The 25,608-nt window shown below is 63.1% G+C and carries 26 protein-coding genes and 3 tRNA genes; 13 read left to right on the top strand and 16 right to left on the bottom strand.

The genetic code is table 11. The features are described 5' to 3' along the window. Positions 1 to 55: 55 nt before the first annotated feature. From RLDS_RS38415 to thiE, 4 genes are read right to left on the bottom strand one after another with little or no spacing between them, the layout of a single operon-like run. Positions 56 to 634: a M23 family metallopeptidase gene (locus RLDS_RS38415; protein WP_021225737.1), complete on the bottom strand. Its 579-nt coding sequence runs from the start codon at positions 632 to 634 to the stop codon at positions 56 to 58. Continuing rightward, a complete protein-coding gene (locus tag RLDS_RS38410; protein WP_021225736.1) occupies positions 631 to 1,722 on the bottom strand; it encodes a L,D-transpeptidase family protein in 1,092 nt (363 codons plus the stop codon). The genes RLDS_RS38415 and RLDS_RS38410 overlap by 4 nt, the downstream gene beginning before the upstream one ends. A gap of 59 nt (positions 1,723 to 1,781) precedes the next feature. Further along, a complete protein-coding gene (locus RLDS_RS38405) occupies positions 1,782 to 2,552 on the bottom strand; it encodes an SDR family oxidoreductase (RefSeq protein ID WP_021225735.1) in 771 nt (256 codons plus the stop codon). Between the two features lie 15 nt (positions 2,553 to 2,567). Continuing rightward, a complete protein-coding gene (gene thiE, locus RLDS_RS38400) occupies positions 2,568 to 3,278 on the bottom strand; it encodes a thiamine phosphate synthase (protein ID WP_021225734.1) in 711 nt (236 codons plus the stop codon). A gap of 99 nt (positions 3,279 to 3,377) precedes the next feature. Between thiE and RLDS_RS38395 the strand changes: the two genes are divergently transcribed. Continuing rightward, complete coding sequence (locus tag RLDS_RS38395; protein WP_021225733.1) at positions 3,378 to 4,505, top strand: DmpA family aminopeptidase; 1,128 nt, start codon at positions 3,378 to 3,380, stop codon at positions 4,503 to 4,505. Positions 4,506 to 4,528: 23 nt separating this feature from the next. Here the strand turns inward: RLDS_RS38395 and RLDS_RS38390 are convergent, their stop codons facing one another. After that, on the bottom strand, positions 4,529 to 4,954 hold the full coding sequence (locus RLDS_RS38390; RefSeq protein WP_236616840.1) for a hypothetical protein: 426 nt from the start codon (positions 4,952 to 4,954) through the stop codon (positions 4,529 to 4,531). A gap of 100 nt (positions 4,955 to 5,054) precedes the next feature. Next, positions 5,055 to 5,960 (bottom strand): fructose bisphosphate aldolase, encoded by a 906-nt coding sequence (locus RLDS_RS38385; protein WP_021225731.1) that lies wholly within the window; start codon positions 5,958 to 5,960, stop codon positions 5,055 to 5,057. A 229-nt stretch (positions 5,961 to 6,189) separates the two neighbouring features. Between RLDS_RS38385 and RLDS_RS38380 the strand changes: the two genes are divergently transcribed. Together RLDS_RS38380 and RLDS_RS38375 are read left to right on the top strand one after the other, a co-directional pair. Continuing rightward, on the top strand, positions 6,190 to 6,678 hold the full coding sequence (locus RLDS_RS38380; RefSeq protein WP_040603763.1) for a TlpA family protein disulfide reductase: 489 nt from the start codon (positions 6,190 to 6,192) through the stop codon (positions 6,676 to 6,678). Positions 6,679 to 6,748: 70 nt separating this feature from the next. After that, a complete protein-coding gene (locus tag RLDS_RS38375) occupies positions 6,749 to 7,948 on the top strand; it encodes an MFS transporter (RefSeq protein ID WP_021225729.1) in 1,200 nt (399 codons plus the stop codon). A 15-nt stretch (positions 7,949 to 7,963) separates the two neighbouring features. Here the strand turns inward: RLDS_RS38375 and RLDS_RS38370 are convergent, their stop codons facing one another. From RLDS_RS38370 to tkt, 3 genes are all read right to left on the bottom strand, one after another. After that, positions 7,964 to 9,166: a phosphoglycerate kinase gene (locus RLDS_RS38370; protein ID WP_021225728.1), complete on the bottom strand. Its 1,203-nt coding sequence runs from the start codon at positions 9,164 to 9,166 to the stop codon at positions 7,964 to 7,966. A gap of 82 nt (positions 9,167 to 9,248) precedes the next feature. Beyond that, positions 9,249 to 10,259, bottom strand: coding sequence for a type I glyceraldehyde-3-phosphate dehydrogenase (gene gap, locus RLDS_RS38365; protein ID WP_021225727.1), 1,011 nt, complete (start codon positions 10,257 to 10,259; stop codon positions 9,249 to 9,251). A 30-nt stretch (positions 10,260 to 10,289) separates the two neighbouring features. Beyond that, the gene (gene tkt, locus RLDS_RS38360) at positions 10,290 to 12,257 is read right to left on the bottom strand and encodes a transketolase (protein ID WP_021225726.1); all 1,968 of its coding nucleotides are present in this window, start codon (positions 12,255 to 12,257) and stop codon (positions 10,290 to 10,292) included. 182 nt (positions 12,258 to 12,439) lie between these two features. Here tkt and RLDS_RS56505 point away from each other — a divergent pair, with 182 nt between their 5' ends. The 4 genes from RLDS_RS56505 (at position 12,440) to RLDS_RS38340 (ending at position 13,997) form a co-directional block, all read left to right on the top strand. Beyond that, a complete protein-coding gene (locus tag RLDS_RS56505) occupies positions 12,440 to 12,631 on the top strand; it encodes a hypothetical protein (RefSeq protein ID WP_152528032.1) in 192 nt (63 codons plus the stop codon). Next, a complete protein-coding gene (locus RLDS_RS38350; RefSeq protein ID WP_021225724.1) occupies positions 12,624 to 12,959 on the top strand; it encodes a cell division protein ZapA in 336 nt (111 codons plus the stop codon). The genes RLDS_RS56505 and RLDS_RS38350 overlap by 8 nt, the downstream gene beginning before the upstream one ends. Positions 12,960 to 13,170: 211 nt before the next feature. Continuing rightward, a complete protein-coding gene (locus RLDS_RS38345) occupies positions 13,171 to 13,758 on the top strand; it encodes a 5-formyltetrahydrofolate cyclo-ligase (protein ID WP_021225723.1) in 588 nt (195 codons plus the stop codon). After that, complete coding sequence (locus RLDS_RS38340; RefSeq protein ID WP_021225722.1) at positions 13,755 to 13,997, top strand: DUF2842 domain-containing protein; 243 nt, start codon at positions 13,755 to 13,757, stop codon at positions 13,995 to 13,997. The genes RLDS_RS38345 and RLDS_RS38340 overlap by 4 nt, the downstream gene beginning before the upstream one ends. A gap of 22 nt (positions 13,998 to 14,019) precedes the next feature. Here RLDS_RS38340 and RLDS_RS38335 read toward each other — a convergent pair. The 3 genes from RLDS_RS38335 to RLDS_RS38325 form a co-directional block, all read right to left on the bottom strand. Next, positions 14,020 to 14,096: transfer RNA gene (locus RLDS_RS38335), tRNA-Asp, on the bottom strand. Positions 14,097 to 14,182: 86 nt separating this feature from the next. Then, positions 14,183 to 14,259 (bottom strand) — tRNA-Asp (locus tag RLDS_RS38330). 41 nt (positions 14,260 to 14,300) lie between these two features. After that, entirely contained in the window at positions 14,301 to 15,470 is a 1,170-nt protein-coding gene (locus RLDS_RS38325; RefSeq protein WP_370034159.1) for an AI-2E family transporter, read from the bottom strand. Between the two features lie 145 nt (positions 15,471 to 15,615). Here RLDS_RS38325 and RLDS_RS38320 point away from each other — a divergent pair, with 145 nt between their 5' ends. Together RLDS_RS38320 and RLDS_RS38315 are read left to right on the top strand one after the other, a co-directional pair. Further along, positions 15,616 to 16,095 carry a hypothetical protein gene (locus tag RLDS_RS38320; protein ID WP_021225720.1) on the top strand — a complete coding sequence of 160 codons (480 nt, stop codon included), beginning with the start codon at positions 15,616 to 15,618 and terminating at the stop codon, positions 16,093 to 16,095. Between the two features lie 65 nt (positions 16,096 to 16,160). Further along, the gene (locus RLDS_RS38315) at positions 16,161 to 16,907 is read left to right on the top strand and encodes a class I SAM-dependent methyltransferase (protein WP_031297948.1); all 747 of its coding nucleotides are present in this window, start codon (positions 16,161 to 16,163) and stop codon (positions 16,905 to 16,907) included. 16 nt (positions 16,908 to 16,923) lie between these two features. Here the strand turns inward: RLDS_RS38315 and RLDS_RS38310 are convergent, their stop codons facing one another. From RLDS_RS38310 to thyA, 4 genes are all read right to left on the bottom strand, one after another. Continuing rightward, on the bottom strand, positions 16,924 to 18,189 hold the full coding sequence (locus RLDS_RS38310) for a dihydrolipoamide acetyltransferase family protein (protein ID WP_021225718.1): 1,266 nt from the start codon (positions 18,187 to 18,189) through the stop codon (positions 16,924 to 16,926). A 4-nt stretch (positions 18,190 to 18,193) separates the two neighbouring features. Beyond that, on the bottom strand, positions 18,194 to 19,198 hold the full coding sequence (locus tag RLDS_RS38305) for an alpha-ketoacid dehydrogenase subunit beta (protein ID WP_031297946.1): 1,005 nt from the start codon (positions 19,196 to 19,198) through the stop codon (positions 18,194 to 18,196). A gap of 71 nt (positions 19,199 to 19,269) precedes the next feature. Continuing rightward, positions 19,270 to 20,559 (bottom strand): 3-methyl-2-oxobutanoate dehydrogenase (2-methylpropanoyl-transferring) subunit alpha, encoded by a 1,290-nt coding sequence (locus RLDS_RS38300; protein WP_021225716.1) that lies wholly within the window; start codon positions 20,557 to 20,559, stop codon positions 19,270 to 19,272. 120 nt (positions 20,560 to 20,679) lie between these two features. After that, the gene (thyA, locus tag RLDS_RS38295; protein ID WP_031297945.1) at positions 20,680 to 21,627 is read right to left on the bottom strand and encodes a thymidylate synthase; all 948 of its coding nucleotides are present in this window, start codon (positions 21,625 to 21,627) and stop codon (positions 20,680 to 20,682) included. A gap of 161 nt (positions 21,628 to 21,788) precedes the next feature. Between thyA and RLDS_RS38290 the strand changes: the two genes are divergently transcribed. The 4 genes from RLDS_RS38290 to RLDS_RS38275 all read left to right on the top strand — a co-directional run bounded on the left by RLDS_RS38290 (position 21,789) and on the right by RLDS_RS38275 (position 25,532). Beyond that, positions 21,789 to 22,088 carry a JAB domain-containing protein gene (locus RLDS_RS38290; RefSeq protein ID WP_021225714.1) on the top strand — a complete coding sequence of 100 codons (300 nt, stop codon included), beginning with the start codon at positions 21,789 to 21,791 and terminating at the stop codon, positions 22,086 to 22,088. 108 nt (positions 22,089 to 22,196) lie between these two features. Next, a tRNA-Pro gene (locus tag RLDS_RS38285) sits at positions 22,197 to 22,273 on the top strand. Positions 22,274 to 22,541: 268 nt separating this feature from the next. Continuing rightward, complete coding sequence (locus tag RLDS_RS38280; protein ID WP_031297942.1) at positions 22,542 to 24,176, top strand: TldD/PmbA family protein; 1,635 nt, start codon at positions 22,542 to 22,544, stop codon at positions 24,174 to 24,176. 21 nt (positions 24,177 to 24,197) lie between these two features. Continuing rightward, positions 24,198 to 25,532 carry a TldD/PmbA family protein gene (locus tag RLDS_RS38275; protein ID WP_021225711.1) on the top strand — a complete coding sequence of 445 codons (1,335 nt, stop codon included), beginning with the start codon at positions 24,198 to 24,200 and terminating at the stop codon, positions 25,530 to 25,532. The last annotated feature ends 76 nt before the right edge of the window (positions 25,533 to 25,608 follow it).

Below are 25,608 nucleotides of genomic sequence, written 5' to 3'. Positions count from 1 at the left end.
ACAACAGGGCAAGGGGGGCCGCATTCTGCCGCCACGCTGCCAGGACAAACACCCGTCATTGGCGACGAAGCAGCGGGTAGGGATTGATCGGCGTTCCGCCATACCAGGGCTCGCCCGGCCGCATCTCGTGAATGGCGAAATGCAGATGCGGCGCCGCGTCGTCTGCATTGCCTGTGCTTCCGACCGTCCCGATCATCTGACCACGCCGCAGCCCCTGCCCTTCTCTCAGCCCTGGCGCATAGCTGTCGAGATGGGCGTAATAATAGATGCGTCTGCCATCAGGCGAGCGCTGATACACGGTCCGCCCGCCCTCCTCGCTCCAGAACAGTTTTTCGACGCGGCCGTCCGCGGCAGCGACAACACCCCTCCCGCGCGCGGCCATGATGTCGATCGCATCATGCGGTCGCGCGCCACCCGCCCGCGCCTGCGTGAACGTATCCACCAGAGCGGATGGCGGCACGCCCTCGACCGGAACGACCAGTTCGCCAGTCTCGGCCGATTGCGCGGGACGGAACGATCCCGGAGATCGCGGAGACGATGGCGCGTCGGCGGGGACGATGCGCACGCAGAAATGAGCAAATGCGATACAAAGGAGCAGCGCAGCAACGCCCCCGCCCCACGCCTGGGGCCTCACACCTGGAACTTCGCCTTGACGCCGGTCTTCACCATCTGCGCAAGCCGTGCGGCATCCCAATTGGTCAGGCGGATGCAGCCATGGCTTTCCGTGCGGCCGATCGTCTGCGGTTCAGGCGTTCCGTGAATGCCATAATGATCTTTGGACAGGTCGATCCACACAACGCCAACCGGGCCGTTGGGCCCCGGCTTCAATACCGCCTTCTCGTCCTTCGATGACGCATCCCAGAAGAGGTCGGGATTATAATGAAATTCCGGATTGCGGCTGACGCCCTTGATCGTCCATTCGCCGATCGGCAGCGGGTCATGCTGCGAGCCGGTGGTCACAGGAAATTGCGCGATCATGCGGTTGTCGGCGTTATAGACCTTCAGCAGCCCTTCTGATTTGTCCACGACAATATGGTCGGCCTGTGGCTGGTCCTTGGCGACGCCCAGGCTTGCCAGCGTTTCGCCCCAGCCGCGTTCATCGCCCTTGATCTGCGCGACCGGCTGATTGTCGATGGCGGGCACGCGGATGGTGGCATCCGCTCCGACCTTTGTCGTGGGTGAATTGAGCGCCACCAAGGCCTCGGGTGTCGTATGGAAGCGCTCGGCCAGCTTTTCCATCAGGTTGCGATAGGTCAGCGCCGGCAAGCTGGCCTGCTCGTTCAATCCCTTGGGGATGGTGAAAAACGGTCCGCGCGCGAAATCCGCCGGGATTTTGACCAGATATGTGGTCGGCCGTGCTTCGCCTTCCAGCAGCATATTGGCGGTCTTCTGGTCAAATTCCCCCGTCACCGGCAGGTCATGCGCTTCCTGGAAACCGCGCAGCGCCGCCTTATAGCTCATCCCATCCTTGCCATCGAGCACGCCCGGCGAAAATCCCCACCGATCAAGCGCCACCTGCGCCATCAAAATGCGATTGGGCTGTTTGGGGGTCTGTTCGGGAACGACCTCAAAATCATAGGCCGCATTTTTTGCCGCCATCTGGGCTGCCGCGTCATTGCCTGCCTTGGCGGCCTCCTGCGCCGGCTGGCTGTCATTGGCGTCGGTGACGGTCACATTGCAGGCGCTGCACAGGAAGGCGGCAAGCAGGACGGGATTTCGCAAGGCATATTCTCCATTTCGGTGCAGCAACAACGCCGCATGGAGAAAAGGGATGCGCGGCCCTAATGCGCGTAAATCATCTTGCGCGTCATCCCGCCATCGACCGCGATCTGCTGCCCGGTGATGAACGCAGCACCTTCCGAAGCCAGAAACGCCACCGTGGCGGCAATATCCCCCGGCTCGCCCACGCGGCCCACCGGATGCTGCTCGCGGTCGATATCGCGATGGTCCGCCGGCGCGCGCTCCGATGCCTTGGCCCATGGGCCCGTCTCGATCCAGCCGGGCAGGATGGCATTGCATCGGATATCGGGGCCAAGGCTGATGGCGAGTGCGTGATTGAGCGCCAAGAGAGCGCCCTTGGCTGCCGCATAGGCCTCACAATGCGGCTCCGACTGGATCGCACGCGTGGACGCCATCAGCACGATGCTGCCCTTGCGTTGCCGCAGCAATGGCACGGCGGCGCGCGTCATCAGAAATGCCCCGGTGACATGACTGTCCTGCCATCGCCGCCAATCCTCAAGCGCCAGCTTGTCGATCGGCCCGCTGACCGGATCGGCCAGACCTGCATTGGACACGAGCAGGTCCAGGCCAGAGGGCGCATCGTCCTTGATCCAGTCACTCAGGGCATCAAACGCTTTTGCCACCGCCGCTTCATCGCTGACATCGGCTTCCAGCGCCAGCAGGCGATCATTGGGCATCTCGGCCTTCAGATCACGGACAGCTTCGCCATCCTTGTCCATCGCGACGACGCGCCACCCCTCGGCAATCAGATGCTGAACGATGCCCTTGCCAATGCCCTGCGCGCCGCCGGTAACGATGCCGGTCCGGGTCATGATGCGTTCCTTTCGTCAGGCGCGCGGGGGCGGCGTCTTGCTCGCCAGAACGTCCGCGAACGCCGCGACCCCAGCGCGCGGCCCTGCCGGATGGTTCCACACCGCCCCGCTGACCGCCAGGAAATCCGCGCCCGCCGCTACCAGGGGGGCGGCATTATCCGCCGTGATGCCGCCAATCGCCACGCAGGGCAGTTCGAACAAGGTCGTCCACCAGCCAAGGATGGACGGCTCCGGGCGGTGCATCGTTTCCTTGGTCGACGTCGGGTAAAAGGCCCCGAAAGCGACATAATCCGCGCCCGCCTCGCCGGCCTCCATGGCCAGATGCCGGCTGTCATGGCATGTCACGCCAATCTGCACCTTGGGGCCAAGCAGCTTGCGGGCGACCTTGGGGTCGCCATCGCCCTGCCCCAAATGCACGCCATCCGCGCCCAGACGCTGCGCCAGCACCACGCTGTCATTAATGATGAAGGCCACATCCCGGTCCGCGCACAATGCCTGCAGAGGCTCTGCCGCGCGCGCGATGTCGTCGTCCGGTATTCCCTTGAGCCGCAGCTGAAAAGCGGCGACGTGCCCGCCATCGAAGGCCGTCGCAAGCCGATCGACGAAGCTCGCGTCGATCGCCGGAGGCGAAATCAGGTAAAGCTGGCAGGCGGGGCGAAAGCCCTGTTCGAACTGGGCTGCGAATTGCGGGTCGAGCGCCAGTTCCTCGTCGGTAAAATCGGTCATGGCCGCCTTATAGCTGCTCCGCCGCCCGCGCCAAGGCCGGCTATGGATCGAACCACAGCCCGCTGATAGCATGATCGCAATTTATTGGGGGATGTTTCCATGCGCTGCGTTCTGGCCCTTTTGCTTCTGTTGCCCGCCGTGCCGATCCAGGCCCGAACCGAAGATCGGCCCCGCGCGCGCGAAGCGGGCGTCACCGTCGGCATCCTTCGCCCCGGCCCGCTGAACGCCATCACCGATGTCAAAGGCGTCAAGGTCGGCCATGTGACATTGCCACGCAGCCGCGACGTGAATACGGGCGTCACCGCGATCCTGCCCCATGGCGGCAACATCTTTCAGGACAAGGTGCCGGCCGGCTTCGTCGCCTATAATGCGTTCGGCAAGTTCATGGGGTCGACCCAAGTCGTGGAACTGGGCGAAGTCGAAACGCCGATCCTGCTGACCAATACACTGAACGTGGCGGAAGCTGCAGCCGCTGCCGTCGAATGGACCCTGGCGCAGCCGGGTAATGAGGAGGTCCGGTCGGTGAATGCAATCGTGGGCGAAACCAATGATGGCCTGCTCAACGACATTCGCGCGCGCCATGTCAGCATCGCCGATGCGCGCCGCGCGATCGAGACTGCAGCCGCTGGTCCGGTGGAGGAAGGCGCGGTCGGCGCTGGCGCCGGCACTGTCGCCTTCGGGTTCAAGGCCGGAATCGGAACCGCCTCTCGCGTCCTGCCGGCATCGCTGGGCGGATGGACGATCGGCGTGCTTGTCCAGGCCAATTATGGCGGCGTTTTGACCATTGCAGGCGTTCCCGTGGGCGTGAAACTCGGCCGTTACGACTATCGGCAACAGGTGGAGGACAGGAAAGCCGACGGCTCCGTCGTCATCGTCATCGCCACCAACGCACCTTTGTCCGATCGCAACCTGCGCCGGGTCGCCGAGCGCGCCTTTGCCGGCATCGCCCGGACCGGGTCGAGCTTCTCCAACGGCTCAGGCGACTATGCGCTGGCATTTTCGACGGCACAGGCCGTGCGGCGAACCGCCGAGAGGCGCAAGGGCGTGGCCAATGTTGAGGACCTGCCCAACGATGATATCTCGCCGATCTTTCAGGCCACGATAGAAGCGACAGAGGAAGCCGTCCTCAACGCCCTTTTCAAGGCGCACACGGTCGAAGGCCATCGCGGCACCGCGCAGGCGCTGCCCCTGGACAAAGTACTGCCGATGCTGGAGACGGCTCCTTGACGCTCGTTAGCTTCAGCCTGAAATCAAAAGTCGCTGGGCGCTATCCGTTTCCACGCAGCGAAAGACGAGGTGAACATGGAAGGTTCGTCGAGACGATGCGCCAGAAAGCGGATTGATCGTCGCCCGTTTCGAACCGGGGGATCGAGTTCCAGCACAACATTGGGATAGGCGATCAACGCTCCGTTAAATAACCCGGCAGCCTGAAGCTCTTGCAGAGTCCATTCGCCGCGCAGTCCGGCGATCTGCTCCCAAGGGACTGTCAGGCTGCGCAAAAACCCGATGGGCCATGTCAGGCCTTGCGCGTCCACCCGCACAGGGTAATGGCGAAGTGAGCGAAGAAACAGAACAAACCAGCCGACCAGGGCTAGGCTGATCACCGACAGTATAAGAGCCGCCCAAACACTCCATAGTGCGACCAGCAGATGCACCACCATGGTTTCGAGCAGCATGAGGCCCAGCAGAACCCAAAGCATTGGCGCAACGGCACGATAGTAGGAAAAGGCGGCACCAGGAGAATCTATTTCTTTCCTGGGGCCGCCCCTCATATGGTTATGCCGCGACCGGCTGCTTTGCCGTCGACGCCGCGTGGATTTCGTCGATCGCCTCGCCCAGCGCCGCGTTGAATTCCGCGTCGCTCATCTGATGGCGCAGGTCGTTCAACAGCGCCCGGCTGAAGCTCGCGATGATGCCGCGGTTCTTCGCCAGTTCGGCGCACGCCTCGGTGCGGCTGAAGCCGCCGGACAGGGCGACGACGCGCAGCACCTTGGGGTGATCGACCAACGGATCGAACAGGCCCGCCTTCGCCGGCAGCGACAATTTGAGCATAACCTGCTCGCCTTCGGGCAAGCCATCCAGATTTTTGAGGATTTCTTCCAGAAGGATCTGATCGGCCTCGGCGCGTTCAGGCGACTTGATGTTCACTTCCGGCTCGATGATCGGCATCAGACCGCCGGCCAGCACTTGGCGACCGATATCGAACTGTTGCGCGACGACGGCGGCAATGCCTTCGCGATTGGCGAGATTGATGACCGACCGCTCCTTGGTTCCGAATACGCCCAGACCCTTTGCGCGGGCCAGAAGCGCGTCAAGTTCCGGCATCGGCTTCATCATCTGGACGCCATTGGCTTCATTCTCCAGGCCCTTGTCGATCTTGATGAAGGGCACGACGCCCCGATCAATCAGCGCCGCGGGGGTCGGTTTGCCGTCGACCGTGCCGTCCATCGTCCGTTCGAACAGGATCGCGCCTAGAACCTTCTCTCCACTGAAGGCCGGCGCGGTGATGATGCGGCTGCGCATCGCGTGGATCAGGCCGAACATTTCCTCATCATTCGACCAGGCACCTTCCTCGATCCCGTAGCCCTTGAGCGCCTTGGGCGTCGAGCCGCCGCTCTGGTCGAGCGCGGCGATGAAGCCGTTTCCTTCGGCGATCTTCTGCTTCATATCCTGATCCAGCATCTGCACATACCTTCTCTCATGGCGCTGCCCCTCCGGCAGCGCAAAAATCGGGCGATCCACTGCTTTAGTGGCGGGGATCGCACGGACGGATAGTCCGCCCTGCCCGTTGAGGCTGTTAGCGAGCGCCATGCCGCACCGCAAGAATGTTCGCCCCTTTTGGTCTTTGCGGCCAGAACAGCGCCTGCTAGCGATAGGACGGGGTGTGCAGGGGGCAACATTCATGCAGGTGATGCGCAGGTTCATTTTCCTAACAGCAATGCTGCTGGCATGGCCGACCCAAGCCGCGACCAAGCCTGTCGTTGGCGCCACAGCGCCGGATTTTGAACTGACGCTGGTCGACGGTCGCAAAATATCCCTCGCCGACCTCAAGGGTCAGGTCGTTGTTCTGAATTTCTGGGCGACATGGTGCGTCCCCTGCCGCAAGGAATTGCCGACGCTGGACAGCTATTATGCGATCCAACAGGCCCACGGCCTCAAGGTCTTTGCGATCACCACCGAGGACTCGGTGCCCTTGGCGCGCCTGAAAAAGCTGTTTGCCGCCATGCGCATCCCCTCGGCGCGGCGGATAAAGGGGCCTTATGGACCGCTGACAGGTGTCCCGACCAACTTCGTGATCGATCGGTCCGGCGTGCTGCGCTATGCGCAATCGGGCGCCTTCGATCTGGAAGATCTCAACCGGGTCCTTATTCCGCTTTTGCGGGAACCCGTGCCGTCCTGACTTATTGCAGCGCACAATTTCCCGGTGACCTAGCCTTGATTGGTTTCGCATGACCACCCATTAGGCACTGATGACGACATATCCCGCTTCGCCGCGATCCGACCTTGGCCGCCCTGTCATTTTCCTCATGGCGCTGGCGTGCGGGGTCATTGTCGCGAACCTCTATTATGCCCAGACCCTGATCGACGTGATCGGACCGGAAATCGGCATGTCCGCCGGCATGGCGGGCTTGATCACGACGCTCACGCAATTGGGCTATGGCCTGGGCCTCTTCCTGATTGTCCCCATCGCCGACCTATTCGAAAATCGGCGCATCGTTTTGGCTTCGATCGGCGTCACCGTCATCGGCTGCCTTGCCGTCGCGGCTTCGCAGGGGCCGGCCAGCTTCCTCGTCGCCTCGATCGTCACTGGCGTCGGCGCCACCGGCGCGCAGGTGCTGGTCCCGCTTGCGTCGCATCTGGCCGCGCCCGAACGGCAGGGCCGCGTCGTCGGCACGGTGATGAGCGGCTTGCTCTTCGGCATCATGCTCGCGCGCCCCGTTGCCAATTTCCTCGCCGGGTCATTGGGTTGGCGATGGATCTTCATTCTCTCTGCCATCGCGATGGCGCTGATCGGCGGTGCCTTATGGCTCCTCTGCCCGCAACGGCTACCGCGCGGCGACATGCGCTATGGCGAGGCGCTGGCCTCAACCTTCAGCCAGTTGCAGCAACATCGCGTCGTGCGGATGCGTGCTTTCTATCAGGCGATGATGTTTGCGGCCTTCAATCTGTTCTGGACCGCGGCACCTCTGGCGCTGATCCGGGAATTCAATCTGAGTCATGCCGAAATCGGAGCGTTTGCCCTGGCTGGCGCTGGCGGGGCGCTGGTCGCGCCCGTCGTCGGCTGGCTGGCGGACCGCCGCCTCACCCGCCCGACTTCGCTCGTTGGCCTTGCCGGCCTGTCGATCGGGTTCCTGCTGGCGGACTGGACCGTCGCGGCCGGCAGCCTCATCGGCTTCACGGTGATGGCGGTGATGATCGATGCGGCGGTGCAATTGAGCCAGATCACCGGTCAGAAACTGATTTTCTCCATCGACCCTGACGCGCGCGGCCGGATCAACGCGGCCTATATGACTGTCATGTTCGTTGTCGGCGCGCTGGGCTCTGTCATCGGATCAGCCACTTACGAAGCAGGGGGATGGTCGGCCAGCGCTCTCGCCGGCGCGGCCATCGGCGGCATCGCAACCCTTTGCTTCCTGCTGTTCGACCGGGGCGCCAGCGCATCGCACTGACGCCCTGACCGGCTTTTAGCCCATCAGCGCCTTGACACCTGGCAGGTCCTTGCCTTCCATCCATTCGAGGAAGGCGCCGCCCGCGGTCGACACGAAGCTGAAATCGTCCGCCACCCCGGCATGATTGAGCGCCGCCACAGTGTCGCCGCCCCCAGCTACGGACGTCAACTGCCCTTCCTTGGTTAGCGCCGCGGCAGTCTTGGCAAGGGCAACCGTCGCCGCGTCGAAGGGCGCGATTTCGAACGCACCCAATGGCCCGTTCCACACCAGCGTACGGCAATTTTTGAGCGCGTCGCCTAATGCTTCGACGGCGGCGGGGCCGACATCCAGGATCATCTCATCGTCGGCGACTTCATGCACATTGCAGGTCCGAAGCGAACCAGGGTTGGCGGCAAATTCCTTGGCCACGACAACGTCATAGGGCAGATGGATGGTGCATCCCGCCGCCTCGGCCCGATCAAAGATCGTATCGACGGTATCGCTCAACTCCTTCTCGCACAGCGATTTGCCGACATCGACGCCACGCGCGTAAAGGAATGTGTTGGCCATGCCGCCACCGATGATCAGATGATCGACCTTTGCGACCAGATTGTTGAGCACGTCCAGCTTGGTCGATACCTTCGCGCCGCCGACGACCGCCGCAACCGGCTTGACAGGCTCGCCGAGCGCCGCCTGCAACGCATCCAGCTCTTTCTCCATCGACCGCCCGGCAAAGGCGGGTAGCTTGTGCGCCAGCCCTTCGGTGGACGCATGGGCGCGGTGGGCCGCTGAAAAAGCGTCGTTGACATAGAGGTCGCCGATCGCGGCGATCGCATCAACCAACGCCGGATCATTCTTTTCCTCACCGGCATGGAAACGCGTATTTTCGAGGATAGCGATGTCGCCGTTCCGCATCACCTTGATGCCGTCGATGGCGGCTTCGCCCTGGCAGTCGGGAATGAACTGCACCTCGCGGCCCAGCACCTGCGTCAGCGGACGCGTGATCTTGCTCAGCGAATATTCCGGGTTCTTCTGTCCCTTAGGACGACCGAAATGCGCCAGGATCAGCACCTTCGCGCCGCGATCGGCCAGTTCCAGCACCGTCGGCATGGCAGCGCGCAGCCGCGTGTCATCCGTCACCGACCCATCCTGCATCGGCACGTTCAGATCCTCGCGCACCAGCACCACCTTGCCGGTGATATCGCCCATGTCGTCGAGTGTCTTGAACGGCTTGGCCATGATCGCTCCTAAATTTATTCTTGAATATCTTACCGCAGGCGAAAAACCCCGCCGGTCTGATCCGGCGGGGCTCATAAGAGGCTTACAGGAACTTCGCCATGACGCCAGTGGTATCGATCATGCGGTTGGAAAAGCCCCATTCATTGTCATACCAGCTGAGCACGCGAACCAGCGATCCGTCGATCACCGCCGTTTCCAAGCTGTCCACGGTCGAGCTGCGCGGGTCGCCATTATAGTCGATCGACACAAGCGGCTCGTCCGAATAGCCGAGCACGCCCTTGAGCGGACCGGATTCCGACGCCGCCTTGAGCAGGCCATTGACCTCCTCCTTGGTCGTCGCCTTCTTGGCGATGAACTTCAAATCCACGACCGACACGTTCGGCGTCGGCACGCGCACCGACGATCCGTCGAGCTTACCCTTGAGTTCGGGCAGCACCTCGCCGACCGCGCGGGCCGCGCCCGTGGTCGTCGGGATCATCGACAGGGCAGCGGCGCGGGCGCGACGCATGTCCTTGTGGATCTGATCCAGCGTGTTCTGATCGTTGGTGTAGCTGTGGATCGTGGTCATGAACCCCTTTTCGATCCCGATGGCATCGTTCAGGACTTTTGCCAGCGGGGCAAGGCAGTTGGTGGTGCAGCTGGCGTTGGAGATGACGATGTCATCGGCGGTCAGCTGGTCATGGTTGACGCCGAACACGATCGTCTTGTCGACATTGGTGCCGGGCGCGGAAATCACGACGCGCTTGGCTCCGGCGGTCAGATGGGCCCCCGCCTTGTCCTTGGACGTAAAGATGCCAGTGCATTCCAGCGCGATTTCCACGCCCAGTTCGGCGTGCGGCAGGTTGGCGGGATCGCGCTCGGCCGTCACCTTGATCTTCTTGCCGTCGATGACCAGGAAATCGCCGTCGACGCTCACATCCCCGGCCCAATTGCCATGAACGGAATCGCGCTTGAACAGCAGCGCATTGGCGTTGGCGTCGCCCAAGTCATTGATGCTGACCAGTTCCAGGTCATGGTCCGTGCGCGACAAGATGGCGCGCGCCACCAGGCGGCCGATACGTCCAAAACCGTTAATTGCTACCTTCGTTGCCACTGCACTAGCCTCCTGGTCTGTTGTTGTCGGTTAGGAATTGAGCGCCGCTTCAATCTGCGGCGCGATCTTCGCGGCGGTCAGGCCGAAATGATCGTAAAGCGCGGGCGCGGGCGCCGACGCGCCAAAGCTGTCGATCCCAAAACGCAGGCCGGCAATGCCGGTATAGCGTTCCCAGCCAAAGGTCGTTCCCGCCTCGATCGACACGCGCAGCACATGCTGCGGCAGCAGATCGTCCTTGTAGGATTGCGGCTGCGCCTCGAAATGCGCCCAGCTGGGCATGGAAATGACGTCCGCGCCAATGCCTTTGTCTTCCAGCGCCTTCGCGGTGGCGGCGGCGATTTCAACCTCTGACCCCGTGGCGATCAGCACGACCTTGCGCTCTGCCGTCGCCGCGATCAGGCGGTAAGCACCCTTTGCGCACAGATTCTCGCTCTTTTCGGTGCGAAGCTGCGGCAGGTTCTGGCGGGTCAGCGCCAGAACCGACGGGCCGGTCGAATCCTTGAGCGCCAGTTCCCAGCACTCCGCCGTTTCGACGATGTCCGCCGGGCGATAGACGTCCAGGTTCGGGATCATGCGCAGCGACATGACATGCTCGATCGGCTGGTGCGTCGGGCCATCCTCGCCAAGACCGATCGAGTCATGGGTCAGGACGTGGATCACACGCTGCTGCTGAAGCGCCGCCAGGCGGATGCCACCGCGCATATAGTCGGAGAAGACCAGGAACGTGCCCCCATAAGGGATGACCCCGCCATGCAGCGCCATGCCGTTCATCGCGCAGGCCATGCCGAATTCGCGGATGCCATAATAGACATAGCGTCCGGCATAATCGTCGCGGGTCAGCGGGCCGGTCGACTTGGTCTTGGTGTTGTTCGATCCGGTAAGGTCGGCCGAGCCGCCCAGCGTTTCGGGCAGCAAGTCGTTGATCGCGCCCAGCGCCAGCTCGCTTGCCTTGCGCGTGGCGACCTTTTGCGGATTGGCGATCAGGCTGTCGATATAGGCATCCAGAGAAAAGTCAGCGGGCAGTTCGCCGGCCATCCGCCGGGAAAATTCGCCGCCTTGCGCATGCCCTGCCAGTCGTTCCTCCCAGGCGGCGCGACGATCGCGCCCCTTCGCGCCGATCGCCTTCCACGCGGCGGCGACATCGTCGGGGATAACGAACGGTTCGGCGTCCCAGCCGAGGAAGGCGCGCGCAGCGGCGACCTCATCCTCGCCGAGCGCAGAACCGTGCACGCCCGACGTGCCCGCCTTGTTCGGCGCGCCATAGCCGATCTTGGTCGCGCAGGCGACGATCGACGGGCGCGGATCGGCAACAGCTTCCGCCAGCGCCCGGCGCACATCGGCGACGTCATGGCCGTCGCACGACACGACATGCCAGCCGGTTGCGGCATAGCGTGCCAGCACATCCTCGCTGCTCGACAGGTCGACCGCGCCATCGATGGTGATCTTGTTGTCGTCCCACAGGACGATCAGACGCCCCAGGTTCAGGTGCCCAGCCAGCCCGATCGCTTCATGATTGATGCCCTCCATCAGGCAGCCGTCACCTGCAATCACCCAGGTGCGATGGTCGACCAGATCGTCGCCGAATTGGGCGTTCAGATGGCGTTCGGCAATCGCCATGCCGACGGCGGTCGCAAGGCCCGAACCCAGCGGCCCGGTCGTGGCTTCGACACCAGCCAGTTCGAAATTTTCCGGGTGCCCGGCGCAGGGACTGTGCAGCTGGCGGAAACTGGCAATATCCTCGATCGTCGGACGAGCATAGCCGGTCAGATGCAACAGGCTGTAGATCAGCATCGATCCGTGGCCAGCCGACAGGACGAAGCGATCCCGATCGGCCCAGTCGGGCTTGCTTGGATCGAACTTCAGATGGTCACTGAACAGGACCGTCGCGACATCCGCCATACCCATGGGCATTCCGGGGTGCCCGCTATTGGCGGCCTGCACGGCGTCCATGGACAGCGCGCGGATGGCGTTGGCGAGCGACTTTTCGGAAACGGTCATGGTAGGCGGGCGTCTTTCCTGGGCTGGCGCGCTGCAAAAGGGCGCGCGCAAGGCGGCGAGTCGAGTTGCGGTTTCCTTTGTCGCGTCAAGTCCCATGCGTCAACCATGGCCGGGGGCAAAGCCGCGCCCGTCCGCATGCCGGCGGGCTTTTGCGATGGCTGCGCTTTGGCTATGACGAGTCCATGGCAAGTGAGCGGATGATGCAGGCGATCGGTGCGCTGGAACGGGCTGTCGGCCGGCTTGAGCAGGATGTGGCAGGCTATATGTCGGCCGCCGCGTCCCCCAACCCATCGATCGACGTGCCCGCGGCTCATGCCGCGCTCCGCTCGCTCGATGCCTTGATCAGCGAACTTAAGGGGCGCAGCGATGGCTGAAACGACGTTGCAAATCGCCGGGCGTCACTATGACATCCGTTGCCGCGACGGGGACGAACCGCATCTCGCGCAGCTGGCAAACTTAATAGAGGAAAAAGCTCGGGTCGCTCAGCGATCTACACCCGGCCTGACCGAAGTGCGCACGCTTTTGTTCGCCGCGCTGTTTCTGGCCGACGAACTGACCGATCTGCGCAAAGCGGAAGCGGGCCGCCAGGAAAAGCTGAGCCTGGAGGCCGACGACGATCAGGCGGCGCAGGCGGTCGAGCAACTGGCGGGCCGTATCGAAAAGCTGCGCGAGACCCTTGCCGCGGCGGCCGCGGCCGCTTAGATTGTAGGACGACGGGCACTGCGCGGCACGAGCTTTAGCGAACATCCCTGAGGCGATAATCACATCCACGGGGGCTGTCCCTGGGCGGGTTCAGGCCCGATCTACATGGTCCCCACCTGACGTTGAGGCGTCAGAGGATTTTCCAGCAAACGACCGAGGCGGTCCCGTCACCCTCCCCAGCCCGAACGCCCAGCCTGAACGAAAGCCGATGATGAGCGACCAGAGCCCCGCCGCCGACAAGGTCAGCCTGCGCGCAATGGCCCGCCAGCGTCGGCGCGAGTTCGTCACCGCGCTCGATCCCTTCGCCCATCGCTTCGCCTTCAAGGCCATGCCCTCGCCGCTCGTGCGAAGCCTCGCCGATGCCCATGTCGTGGCGCTCTATATGGGCCTCGACGATGAAGCGCCGGCGCAGCGGCTCGCGCCGCAGCTATTGGCCATGGGCAAGGTGGTCGCCCTGCCGCGCGTCCTTGACCGACTGGGCGGCATGGATTTTCTGGCATGGAATGGCGATGACACGCTGGTGCCCGGCCTCTATGGCACGAGCCATCCAGGCGCGGCAAGCGCCCCCGTCAGTCCGGACGCCATCATGGCGCCGCTTGTCGCTTTTGATCGCGCGATGAACCGGTTGGGTCAGGGCGGCGGCTATTATGATCGCGCCTTCGCGCGCTTTCCCGATGCGCTGCGCATTGGGATGGGCTGGTCGGTTCAGGAACTGGATGCCGTGCCGGCAGACCCCTGGGATTTGCCGCTGCATATGATCCTGACCGAAGTGGAAATGATCGAGGGGACAGAAGCATGACCATCGACCCCCGCCACCATCACCAACCCAGTTGGCGCAAGCCTGTGGGCATGTTGGCGATCGTAGGGCTCATTCTGGCATGGGCCGTCATGGTGGGCAGCCTCTCCGGCTGGATCGGCAGCCTGCCCGTCTGGGCGCAGGTGCCTGTCTATGTCGTGCTGGGCGTCGTATGGATCTGGCTCCTGCCGCTCAAGCAATTGATGCGGTGGATGGAAACCGGGATCTGGCAGAAATATTGATGTCCTGCCTCCATGGCAGGAATGGCGCGAGTGACGGGGCTCGAACCCGCGACCTCCGGCGTGACAGGCCGGCGCTCTAACCAACTGAGCTACACCCGCGCAGGGCGGCATCTTATCACGACCCCATGGTCGCCAGACGATGCATATCTGAAAACCTTTGTTCCGCTTTCCCAAACCTGGAAAAGTGGCGCGAGTGACGGGGCTCGAACCCGCGACCTCCGGCGTGACAGGCCGGCGCTCTAACCAACTGAGCTACACCCGCGTTCGGTGTGGGCGGCCGTCTATGCGGGACAGAAGATACTGTCAACCGTCCGCGCCATCTGTTTCGTCCTTATCCGCATTTTCTTTCACGCGCGGCACCGTCAGCGTCCCCTGCTCGAACAGGAAACCCGCGATATCGGGCGTTCCAGCCGCCGCCACGACAGTTTGCAGGATGATAAGCAACGGCACCCCCAGCAGTGCGCCGGGCGTTCCCCATACCCATCCCCAAAATGTGAGGGACACCAGGATCAGCAGGGGGTTCATGGTCAATCGCCGCCCCAGCAGCATCGGCGTGACGACATTGGCCTCGACCAGATGAAACGCGATCTGCAAGGCGGCGGGCAGCAGCGCGAACCACACGTCATCGAACACCATCAAACCGCCCAGCGCCAGCAAGGCGGCCGCCAGCATCGGACCGAAATAGGGCACGAAGTTCAGCAGGGCGACGATCCCGCCCCACATCAATGGCGAGGGCATGCCGATGAGCCACAGCGCCACTGCCACGGCCAGGCCAAGGCACAGATTGATCGTCGCGATCGTGATGACATAGGCCGATGTCGCATCGACCACATTCTGGATCACACGGGCGACCGCCAAAGCCCCGTCGAAACTGCCCCGGCTGTTGATCGTCCGCCGCCGCAGCCGGGTCCACCCCGCCAGGAAAAAATAGATGATCAGCAAGGCAAAGACCATCTGGATGATCGCCGCTGGCGCCGACGTCGCAGCAAATTGCAGCAGCGATCGCGGCGCGTCGACCACCGCCGTCTGCGCAGCCGCCACCGGCCCCGTCGCCAGCATCTGCACCGTTTCATCGACGAAGCGCTGCAAATTGGAATACAGGTCAATGACCGGAGCCAGATTGGCCTGAATCTGCGGCAGACGCTGGGGCAGCGCGCTGAACCAGTCGGTCGCCGGCACGACGATCAGGACCAGCGCCGTATTGGCCACCAGCAGGAACCCGATTACCGCCAGCAATGCCGCCAGTCCCGATGGCAGGCCGCGTCGCTCCATCCATTCCAGCAATGGCACCAGGGCGATCGCGATCACCAGCGCGGCCGTCAACGGCAGGAAAAACTCCGCGCCCGCGCGTAGGGCAAAGGGCAAGGCGACGATCAGCCCCAGTCCGGTCGACAGCGCGATCGACGCGAGCAGACGGTCGCGCCTGCGGTTTATTTCCTGTTGTTCCGCCGCCGTCACGCCCGATTCTCTCATCCTGCTCACACCAGGGATGTGCGCTGCCCGCTGCCCTACGTCAATTTGCAAAGCCTAAGGACTGTTGACAGGGAAAAGAGCCACTTAACCATTTTTTCGTTTCCAGCCGCTATCCGGGGCTGTGCCGGCAATTGGGGGGCGTGGCATGACTATCATATCGTTGCGGCTGGCCGTCCTTATGGCGATGCAGGGGCTGGCGGCGTCAGTCGCCCCGGCTTCCGCGCAAACGCCGCTGCGGCTGACGAGCCAGACCTTCGTCGAACGCGTGGCTGCGGACATTAACGGGCGCCCGCGTCGAATCGTCGCCAGCGCCAGGCAGGCAGCGCCCGGCGACCAGTTGATCGTCATTCTGGACTGGCGCAACGATGGCCCTGCCCCGCTTCGCAATGTCGTTATCACCCGCCCTGTCCCACGCGGGCTGGAACCAGACATAGATGACTCGATGATGCAGATGTCGGTCGACGGCGGCGCTCATTGGGGACGGCTGGAGGATCTATGGCTGTCAACGCCGCTTGGTGGCGTGCGCCGGGCCGTTCCCGCAGACGTGACCCATATACGCTGGCCACTGCCGCATGCCGCGCCCGGCCAGTCCGGCCGCCTCAGCTATCGCCTGCTCCTGCGATAAAGGCATCGTCAGGGGCTTGAGACCGGTCGCCAGCTATCCTAGGGCGATGCGCCGACCGGAGACCCATGATGCCCAAAGACGCCGAGCGCGCCTATCTCGCCAATCTTGGCGCGCAGGGCGTCGAACATTCGCTCAACAAGCCTTTTTCCGATCCGGAATGCGGCATTCACCTGGCGTCCATCGGCTTCATCATGCGGTTGCTGCCGCCCCCGCCTGCCCGCATCCTTGACCTGGGCTGTGGCGGCGGCTGGACCAGCATCTTCTATGCGCGCCTGGGTTATCAGGTGACAGGGCAGGATATCGCGCCGGACATGATCGCCGTGGCGCGCGACAATGCCCGGCTCAACGTCGTGGAGCCACGCACGGACTTCGTCTGCGGTGACTTCGAGCATCTCGATCTGAACGGCCAATATGACGCCGCTATCTTCTTCGATTCGCTGCATCATGCCGAGGATGAAGCGCTCGCCATCCGCTCCGCCTGGCGCGCGCTGAGGCCCGGCGGCATCCTGATCACCCATGAACCGGGCGAAGGTCACAGCCAGTCCGAGGAATCGATCGAGGCAATGGCGCGGTTCGGCGTCAACGAACGCGACATGCCGCCTCATCTCATCATGGCGCGCGGCAGGGAGGCGGGCTTCACCGGCTTTCGCGTCCTGCCCATGCCTTCGTTACTTTACAGCACCTTTTATCAGCCGCGCGACTATTCGGGCCGCTGGCTCAGCAAGCGCCGGTGGAAGATGCTGGCCCGTGCGGCCCGCATGATCTTCCAGCCGGACGTGCGGGAAGGCGCCGTCGTCGTGATGACGAAATAGGCGCCCGCCCTCTCCGTCAATCGACGAACAGGAACGCCGGCGCTTCCAGCAACTTGCGCACCGCCTGCACGAAACTCGCGGCGTCCCAGCCATCGACCACGCGGTGGTCGCAACTGATCGACAGGTTCATCAGCTTCGCCGCGACGACCTCTTTGCCTCGAAGCACCGGACGCTCGATCACGCGGTTGGGACCGATGATCGCCACCTCGGGCCGATTGATCACGGGCGTGGTGGCCACCCCGCCCAATGGGCCGAGCGATGTCAGCGTCAGGGTCGACCCGCTCAGTTCCTCGGACTTGGCCTTGCCGCTGCGCGCCGCTTCCGCCAATCGACGGATTTCGGACGCCAATTGCCAGACGTTGCGATCCTGCGCGTCGCGGATCACCGGCACCATCAGACCCGCATCTGTCTGCGTCGCCATGCCCAGATGCACCGACCCATGGCGCGTGACCACGCCCGCATCATCATCATAACGGGCATTGAGCATGGGAAAATCGGGGATCGCCTTGCAAATCGCGACGATCAGCAAGGGAAGCATCGTCAGTTTCGGTCGATCGCCGCGACCGGCGTTAAGCTGTTCGCGCAGCTCCTCCAGCGCGGTCACGTCGATTTCCTCGACATAGGTGAAATGCGGAATGTCACGCTTGGACGCGGCCATGTTTTCCGCGATCCGACGACGCATGCCGATCACCTTGACCTGCTCATTGGAGCGGCGCGCGGACCGCCCGGCGGGCGCATAGCCCTGCCCCGCCCCATAAAGCAGGTAGGCGTCCAGGTCGGCGTGGCGGATTCGATCGCCGCTCGGCTTCACCTGACCCAAATAAATGCCCAGTTCCTTCGCCCGGGCGCGCACGGCGGGCGACGCGAGCACAGGCTCGTCCTTCGCGACGGCCGGCTCTGGCGTGGGTGTGGGTTCAGGCGCAGGCGTCGGCGTCGGAGCGGGCGGTGCTTCCGGCGCGGCAGCCTCCTCCACCATGGCCTCGCCCGGCGTTTCCGCTTCGATCGTCTCTTCGCTCGGCGGGGGCGCAGCGGGGGCATCGCCCTCCACCTCGATTTCGACAAGCATCGACCCGATCGGCACCTGATCGCCCGGCTCGCCTGCCAGCCGCACGACGGTGCCCGCCACCGGGCTTTCCATCTCGACCGTTGCCTTGTCCGTCATCATGTCGGCGATGGGCTGATCCTCCTCGACCCGGTCTCCCACCTTGACGTGCCAGCCGACAATCTCGGCCTCGGAAATGCCTTCGCCGATATCCGGCAGCTTGAATGTAAAGAGAGCCATGCGCTCAATCCTTCATGATCTTGGTGATGGCCTCGCGAATGCGCACGGGTCCAGGGAAATAGGCCCATTCCAGGCTGTGCGGATAAGGCGTGTCGAAGCCGGTGACGCGCTCGATCGGCGCTTCGAGATGGTAGAAGCATCGCTCCTGCACCTGTGCGAGAAGTTCCGCGCCAAAGCCGCTGGTGCGCGTCGCTTCATGCACGATCAGGCAGCGGCCCGTTTTACGCACTGACGCCTCGATCGCCTCGATATCTAGCGGCACCAGCGTGCGCAGGTCGATGATCTCCGCGTCGACGCCCATTGCCGCGACCGTGTTCTCGACGACATGCACCATCGTGCCGTAGCACAGGATCGTCAGCGCTTCGCCCGCCCGCGCTGTGCGCGCCTTGCCCAGCGGGATGCGATAATAGCCCTGTGGCACCTGCGCCTGCGCATGCCCCGCCCAGCTTTTGGCGGGCGTATCATAATGGCCATCGAACGGACCGTTGTAGATGCGCTTGGGTTCGAAGAAGATCGTCGGGTCATTATCCTCGATCGCAGCGATCAGCAGCCCCTTGGCGTCATAGGGCGTTGACGGGATGACCGTCTTGACGCCCGACACATGGGTAAAGATGCCTTCGGGCGACTGGCTGTGCGTCTGGCCGCCAAAGATGCCCCCGCCAAAAGGCGACCGTACCGTCATCGGCGAAACAAACTCGCCCGCCGACCGATAGCGCAGACGCGCCGCCTCGCTCACCAGCTGGTCGAGCGCGGGATAGATATAATCGGCGAACTGGATTTCCGGCACCGGGCGCAGGCCATAGGCACCCATGCCCACCGCCACGCCGATGATCCCGCACTCGGTGATCGGTGTGTCGAACACCCGGTTCTTGCCATATTTCTGCTGAAGGCCCGCCGTGGCGCGAAACACGCCGCCGAAATAGCCGACATCCTCGCCCATGACGACGACGTCCGGGTCCCGGTCCATCATCACGTCCAGCGCACTGTTGATCGCCTGGATCATGTTCATTTGCCGCACGTCGGTCTTCGTTTCATCCTGCGTCATGTCCGCGTCCACGGCATCGATATCATGTGTCTCCATCACAGCCCGGCCGCCTTCCATTCGTCCAGCATCTGCTGCTTCTGTTCCTCCAGATGCCAGGGCATTTCCTCGAACACGTCTTCGAACATGCTCTCCATCGGATGGTGCAGCCCATGACCCAAAATGCCGTTCTTCTCCGCCTCGCGCGCGGCATCGCGGACATGCTCGGCCAGTTCCTTGTCCATCGCGGCGTGGCGATCCTCGTCCCAGATGCCCAGCGCAATGCAATGTGCCTTGAGCCGCGCGATCGGATCGCCAAGCGGCCATTGGCTGCTTTCCTCAGCCGAGCGGTAGGCGCTGGGGTCATCCGACGTGCTGTGCCCCTCGACGCGATAGGTGAAATGTTCGATCAGCGTCGGACCTGCATTGGCGCGGGCGCGATCCGCCGCCCAGCGCGTCGCGGCATAGACCGCCAGCACGTCATTGCCATCGACGCGAAGGCCGGCGATGCCATAGCCCACGGCGCGCGCGGCGAAGGTCGTCGCCTCCGCTCCGGCAAATCCCGAAAAGCTGCTGATAGCCCATTGGTTGTTCACGACATTCATGATGACCGGCGCGCGATAGACGCTCGCAAAGGTGCAGGCGGAATGAAAATCCCCCTCCGCCGTAGACCCCTCGCCGCACCAGGTTGCGGCGATGCGCGTGTCGCCCTTGGCCGCGCTTGCCATCGCCCAGCCGACCGCCTGGGGATATTGCGTCGTCAAATTGCCGGAGATCGAGAAAAAGCCGGCCTCCCGCGCCGAATACATGATCGGCAGCTGGCGGCCCTTCATCCGGTCGCCCTTGTTGGAATAAATCTGGTTCATCATGTCGACGAGGGACCAGTCCCGCGCGATCAATATCCCCTGCTGGCGATAGCTGGGGAAGCACATGTCGTCGCGTGACAAGGCCATTGCCGCGCCGATCGACACCGCCTCCTCACCCGTCGACTTCATGTAGAAACTGGTCTTGCCCTGTCGCTGGGCGCGAAACATCCGGGCGTCGAACGCCCGAGTCAGCGCCATGTAGCGCAACATCTTGAGCAATGTCTCGGCCGGCAACCGTGGGTCCCAAGGCCCCACCGCTTGTCCATCGTCATCCAGCACCCGCACCAGGCCATAGGCCATGTCGCGCATGTCAGCGGGCTGAGCGGCCTCATCGGGTCGCGGCTGCGCGCCAGCGGCGGGGATATCGAAATGGGTAAAGTCCGCCGCCTCACCCGGCCGCGCCGGCGGTTCGGGAACGTGCAGCTTCAGCGAAGGCAGGTTGCGCCTGGCCTGTCCTTCCACTGATCCAAGGGGATCGCTCATCCTGGCTCCTATGGTGCATTGCAATAATATTGCTTCGTGCAGATATTATATTTCAATGCGCCGGAAGGCAAGCCTTACTGACCCAAATTCCTTTTCACCTGTCGCTGTCGATGTCAGCTTTCACACGGCGACGGGCGCAGCAATATGGGCTTGCGGGCTATAATCCAGCACCTCGAAATCTTCGATCCTGTAGTCGAAAATGGATGAAGGCCGCCGATGGATCCGTAGTTTTGGCGCCCCTTGCGGAACGCGCGACAATTGCTCCTCCACCAATGCCGCGTGGTTGAGATACAGGTGCACGTCGCCGCCCTGCCAGACGACTTCGCCAGGCAGCAGGTCGCATTGCTGGGCCAGCATCCGTGTGATCATGGTCAGCCCGAAAATATTGAACGCAAAACCGAGGCCCAGGTCGCAACTGCGCTGAAAGAGCAGGCCGTTGAGCTTTCCGCCCGCGACCTGAAATTGATAGGTCATGTGACAGGGCGGCAGCGCCATCTGCGGCACCTCCGCCACATTCCATCCGGTAAACAGCAATCGGCGCGATCCGGGGGTGGAGCGGATCGCGTTGACCAGGTCGGCAATCTGGTTCCGGCCCTTCTCGGCCTTGCGGTACAGCCCGTCGCCCGCCGGTTCGTAGATCGGCCAATTCACCCATTGCGCCCCATAAACCGGCCCCAGGTCGCCCCATTGCCGGGCAAATTCGATATCCTCGATAATGCGCGCCTCAAAAGAGTCGCGGTCGATCGCCTCACCGGTGGCCCGGCGATAGGCATCGAGCGGCCAGTCGGTCCAGATATGCACGCCCTGCCGCACGAGCTCGCGGATATTGGTGTCGCCGGTCAGAAACCACAGCATCTCGCGCGCGGCGACCTTCCAGTAGACCCGCTTGGTGGTCAGCAACGGCACCGCATCATCAGCCAATGAAAAGCGGAGCGTCGCCCCCAATATCGACCGCGTACCAATGCCGGTCCGATCGATCCGCTCGTCGCCATGGGACCAGATGTGGCGCATCAGGTCGAGATATTGCTGCTCATAATGGGGCGCAGACGAAGCATGTGTCTCGGTCAAGATGATGTCCTGCAAAAAATGACTCTCGCGCATGTGGCTCTAACCCAGCCAGCCCCGCCCGCCAATCGTGGTTCAATATGGAGATTGTTGCGGCCGGTTAACTCCAAAGCGGAGAGGCTTCTGTCTGGTGCGGCGTCTTCTGTTGATCGCACTGTCGCGCCATGTCGGAAGCATCGGCCCTGTGCGTGACGGTATTGGATGAAGGCTGGCGTCCCTGCGGCCTGCTGCCGGTGGTCGACAACTGGACGACGCTCCTGCACAGCCTTCTACGCGAGGACCATCGCTGGATCGCCCTGTTGCAACGTCGCCCGGCCGGCGAGACAGCCACGCCCCGGCGCGACGACATTGCCCTGACGCGCGCAGTCATCCGGGGCATCAGGCCGATCGACCTTCTTCTCGCCGATCACCTCATTGCCGCGGGCGATCAATGGTTCAGCTTCCGCGCCGCCGGGCTTCTCTAAAGCCCCGCAAAAAAAGCGGCGCTGCCCGCTTGCCAGCCCGGAACGCCCTCTCTATAGGCGCACTCCTGCCTTACGGGGTCGCCGTCAAAAAGCGGCTTCGGCATCGGTCGGGGAATAGCTCAGCCTGGTAGAGCACTGTCTTCGGGAGGCAGGGGCCGGAGGTTCGAATCCTCTTTCCCCGACCACATTTCTTCTCACAAAACTTCATTGCGGGCCGGCTCTTTGCCGCGTCCGCTATCGATCGTTCTGCGCGCCCTTATCCTGCCTATCTGTTTTCGACAGATGACATATGTCGAAAGCGGCGGAACCAAAGTTGTGCGACCGTAAAAGATGTTTGACCCGGCTCGTCGCGGCGGCAATGATGCCGTCTTATCAAGCCAATACGGCCGGTGGCCAGATATTCGGCATAATCCGACCCGCATCATGCGGGCATGGGCAGGTGGGAGACACATCTTGCATAGACGCGATTTTCTGGCCTTCGGGGCCATGGGCGTGGGCGGCCTCGTGCTGCCGGCCGCTTTCGGGCGGGTCATCGCCGCAGAAGCGCTGGATAGCGCCATCGACGTGGCGGTGAAGAAGCAGTTGGCGGACGCTGCGATGAATGCGGCCAAGAGCGCCGGCGCGACCTACACCGACGTGCGGATCGGCCGATATCTGCGCCAGTTCGTCATCACGCGCGAACGCAACGTGGAAAACATCGTCAACACCGAATCGACGGGCGTCGGCGTACGCGTCATCGCAGACGGCGCATGGGGCTTTGCCGCAACCAACGACATGACGGCAGACGCCGTCGCCAAGGCCGCGCGCGAAGCGGTCGCCATCGCAAAGGCCAATGCACCGGGCCAGAGCGCGCCGGTGCAACTCGCGCCGGTCAAGGGCGTGGGCGAAGTCAGCTGGCGCACGCCTATCGTCAAGAACAGCATGACCGTGCCGATCAAGGACAAGGTCAATCTGTTGATGGGCGTCAACGCCGCCGCGCTGGATGCGGGCGCCAGCTTCATCCGCTCCACGCTGTTCCTCGTCAACGAACAGAAATATTTCGCCAGCACCGACGGCAGCTATATCGACCAGGATGTGCACCGCATCTGGGCACCGATGGAAGTGACCGCCGTCGATCAGGCGAGCGGCAAGTTCCGCACGCGCGAAGGCCTTTCCGCTCCCATGGGCCTCGGCTTTGAGTATCTCGATGGCGCGGCGTCTGGCAAAACCGTACTGCCCAACGGCGTGACGGTCTATGGCCAGTCCTATGACATGAAGGAGGACGCGATCGCCGCGGCCAAGCAGGCCAAGGCGAAGATCGCCGCCCCCTCGGTCAAGCCGGGCAAATATGACCTGGTGCTCGATCCGTCGCACACCTGGCTCACCATCCACGAATCGGTCGGCCACCCGCTCGAACTCGATCGCGTGCTCGGCTACGAAGCCAATTATGCCGGCACCAGCTTTGCCACCATGGACAAGCTGCAAAGCCATTTCCAATATGGCAGCGACAAGGTGAACATCGTCGCCGACAAGACCCAGCCCGGCAGCCTGGGCGCCGTCGCCTATGACGATGAAGGCGTGAAGACCAAAAAATGGGACCTGATCCGCGACGGCAAGCTCGTCGGCTATCAGGCGATCCGCGATCAGGCGCATATCGAGGGCAAGACGGAGTCGGACGGCTGCTGCTACGCCGACAGCTGGTCCAACGTGCAGTTTCAGCGCATGGCCAATGTCAGCCTGGAACCCGGCAAGCAGAAGATGAGCGTGGCCGACATGATCGCCGACGTGGAAGACGGCGTCTACATCATCGGCGACGGCAGCTTCTCGATCGACCAGCAGCGCTACAATGCGCAATTTGGCGGTCAGCTTTTCTACGAAATCAAGAATGGCAAGATCGGCCAGCAGATCGAGGATGTCGCCTACCAGATTCGCACGCCCGAATTCTGGAATGCGTGCGCGGGCATATGTGACGCCAGCGATTATCGCCTCGGCGGTTCCTTCTTCGATGGCAAGGGCCAGCCTGCGCAGGTGTCCGCCGTATCGCACGGCTCCTCGACCGCGCGGTTCAACGGCATCAATGTCATCAACACCGCGCGTTCGCTCGGCTGATACGCTTTAGGAGATAAACAGATGAGCATCCTTCCCGAAGCGCAGGCCAAGGCGATCCTGACCAAGGTCGTGGGCTTTTCACAGGCCGACGAATGCACCGCGCAACTGAATGGCGCGACGCGCGGCAATGTCCGCTTTGCCCGCAACGACGTGTCGACCGCCGGTGTGACCGATGACGTCCAGCTTGCCGTGCAGGTCGCGTTCGGCAAGCGCGTGGGCACCGCCACAATCAACCAGTTCGATGACGCCTCGCTCCAGCGCGTGGTGCGGCGCGCCGAGGAGCTGGCGCGACTGGCGCCGGAAAACCCCGAATTCATGCCTGCCGTACCGCAGCAGACCTACCTCAAGACCGACACGTTCAGCGCGCCGACCGCCGCCATCGACCCCGCCTATCGTGCCAAGGTCGCCAGCGATTCGATCGGGCCTTGCCGCGCGGAAAATCTGGTGGCCGCAGGCTATTTGGAAGATCAAGCGGGCTTCGTCGCCTTCATGAACAGCAAGGGCAATTACGGTTATCAGACCTCCACCAGCAGCGACTATACCTGCACCGTTCGCACGCAGGACGGCCGCGGCTCGGGCTGGGTCGGCCATAATGTCCAGGACGTCGCCCAGTTCAACGCGGGCGAGGATATTCGCGTCGCCATGCGCAAGGCCAGCGCCTCTGCCGGCGCGCAGGCGCTGGAGCCGGGCAAATATACCGTCATCCTGGAACCCGCCGCGGCCGCCGGCCTTGTCGCCTTCATGATGTATTTCTTCGACGCGCGGTCAGCGGACGAAGGGCGCAGCTTCCTTTCCAAGAAGGGCGGCGGGAACAAGCTGGGCGAACAGGTTTACGGTCCGCAGGTGACGATGTTCACCGACCCGGCCTATCCCGGCGCGGCGGTCTATCCCTGGGACGATGAAGGCCTGCCGCGCAAGAAAATGCCGATCATCCAGAACGGCAAGCTCATGAACATGAACTATAGCCGCTACTGGGCGCAAAAGCAGGGCAAGCCCGAACAGGCCGGCTTTGGCAACATCATCATGGAAGGCGGCACCAAATCGACCGCCGACCTCATCCGCACGACCGAGCGCGGCATATTGGTGTCACGCACCTGGTATATCCGCATGGTCGATCCGCAGACCGTCCTGCTCACCGGCCTGACCCGCGACGGCACCTTCTATATCGAAAATGGCCAGATCAAATATCCGATCAAGAATTTCCGTTTCAACGAAAGCCCCGTCATCATGCTCAACAATGTCGAGGAATTCGGCAAGCCGGTGCGGGTGAAGAGCGACGAATCGGATACGACCATGGTCATTCCGCCGATGAAGCTGCGCGACTTCACCTTCACGTCGCTATCGGACGCGGTGTAGTATTGGCGTTGACTACGAAGAGATGGTCCATCCTCCCCCTGTGGGGGAGGTGGCAGCCCGAAGGGCTGACGGAGGG

This window comes from Sphingobium lactosutens DS20 (assembly GCF_000445105.1).
Taxonomy (GTDB): domain Bacteria; phylum Pseudomonadota; class Alphaproteobacteria; order Sphingomonadales; family Sphingomonadaceae; genus Sphingobium; species Sphingobium lactosutens.
This window is presented reverse-complemented; position numbering and strand designations above follow the sequence as displayed.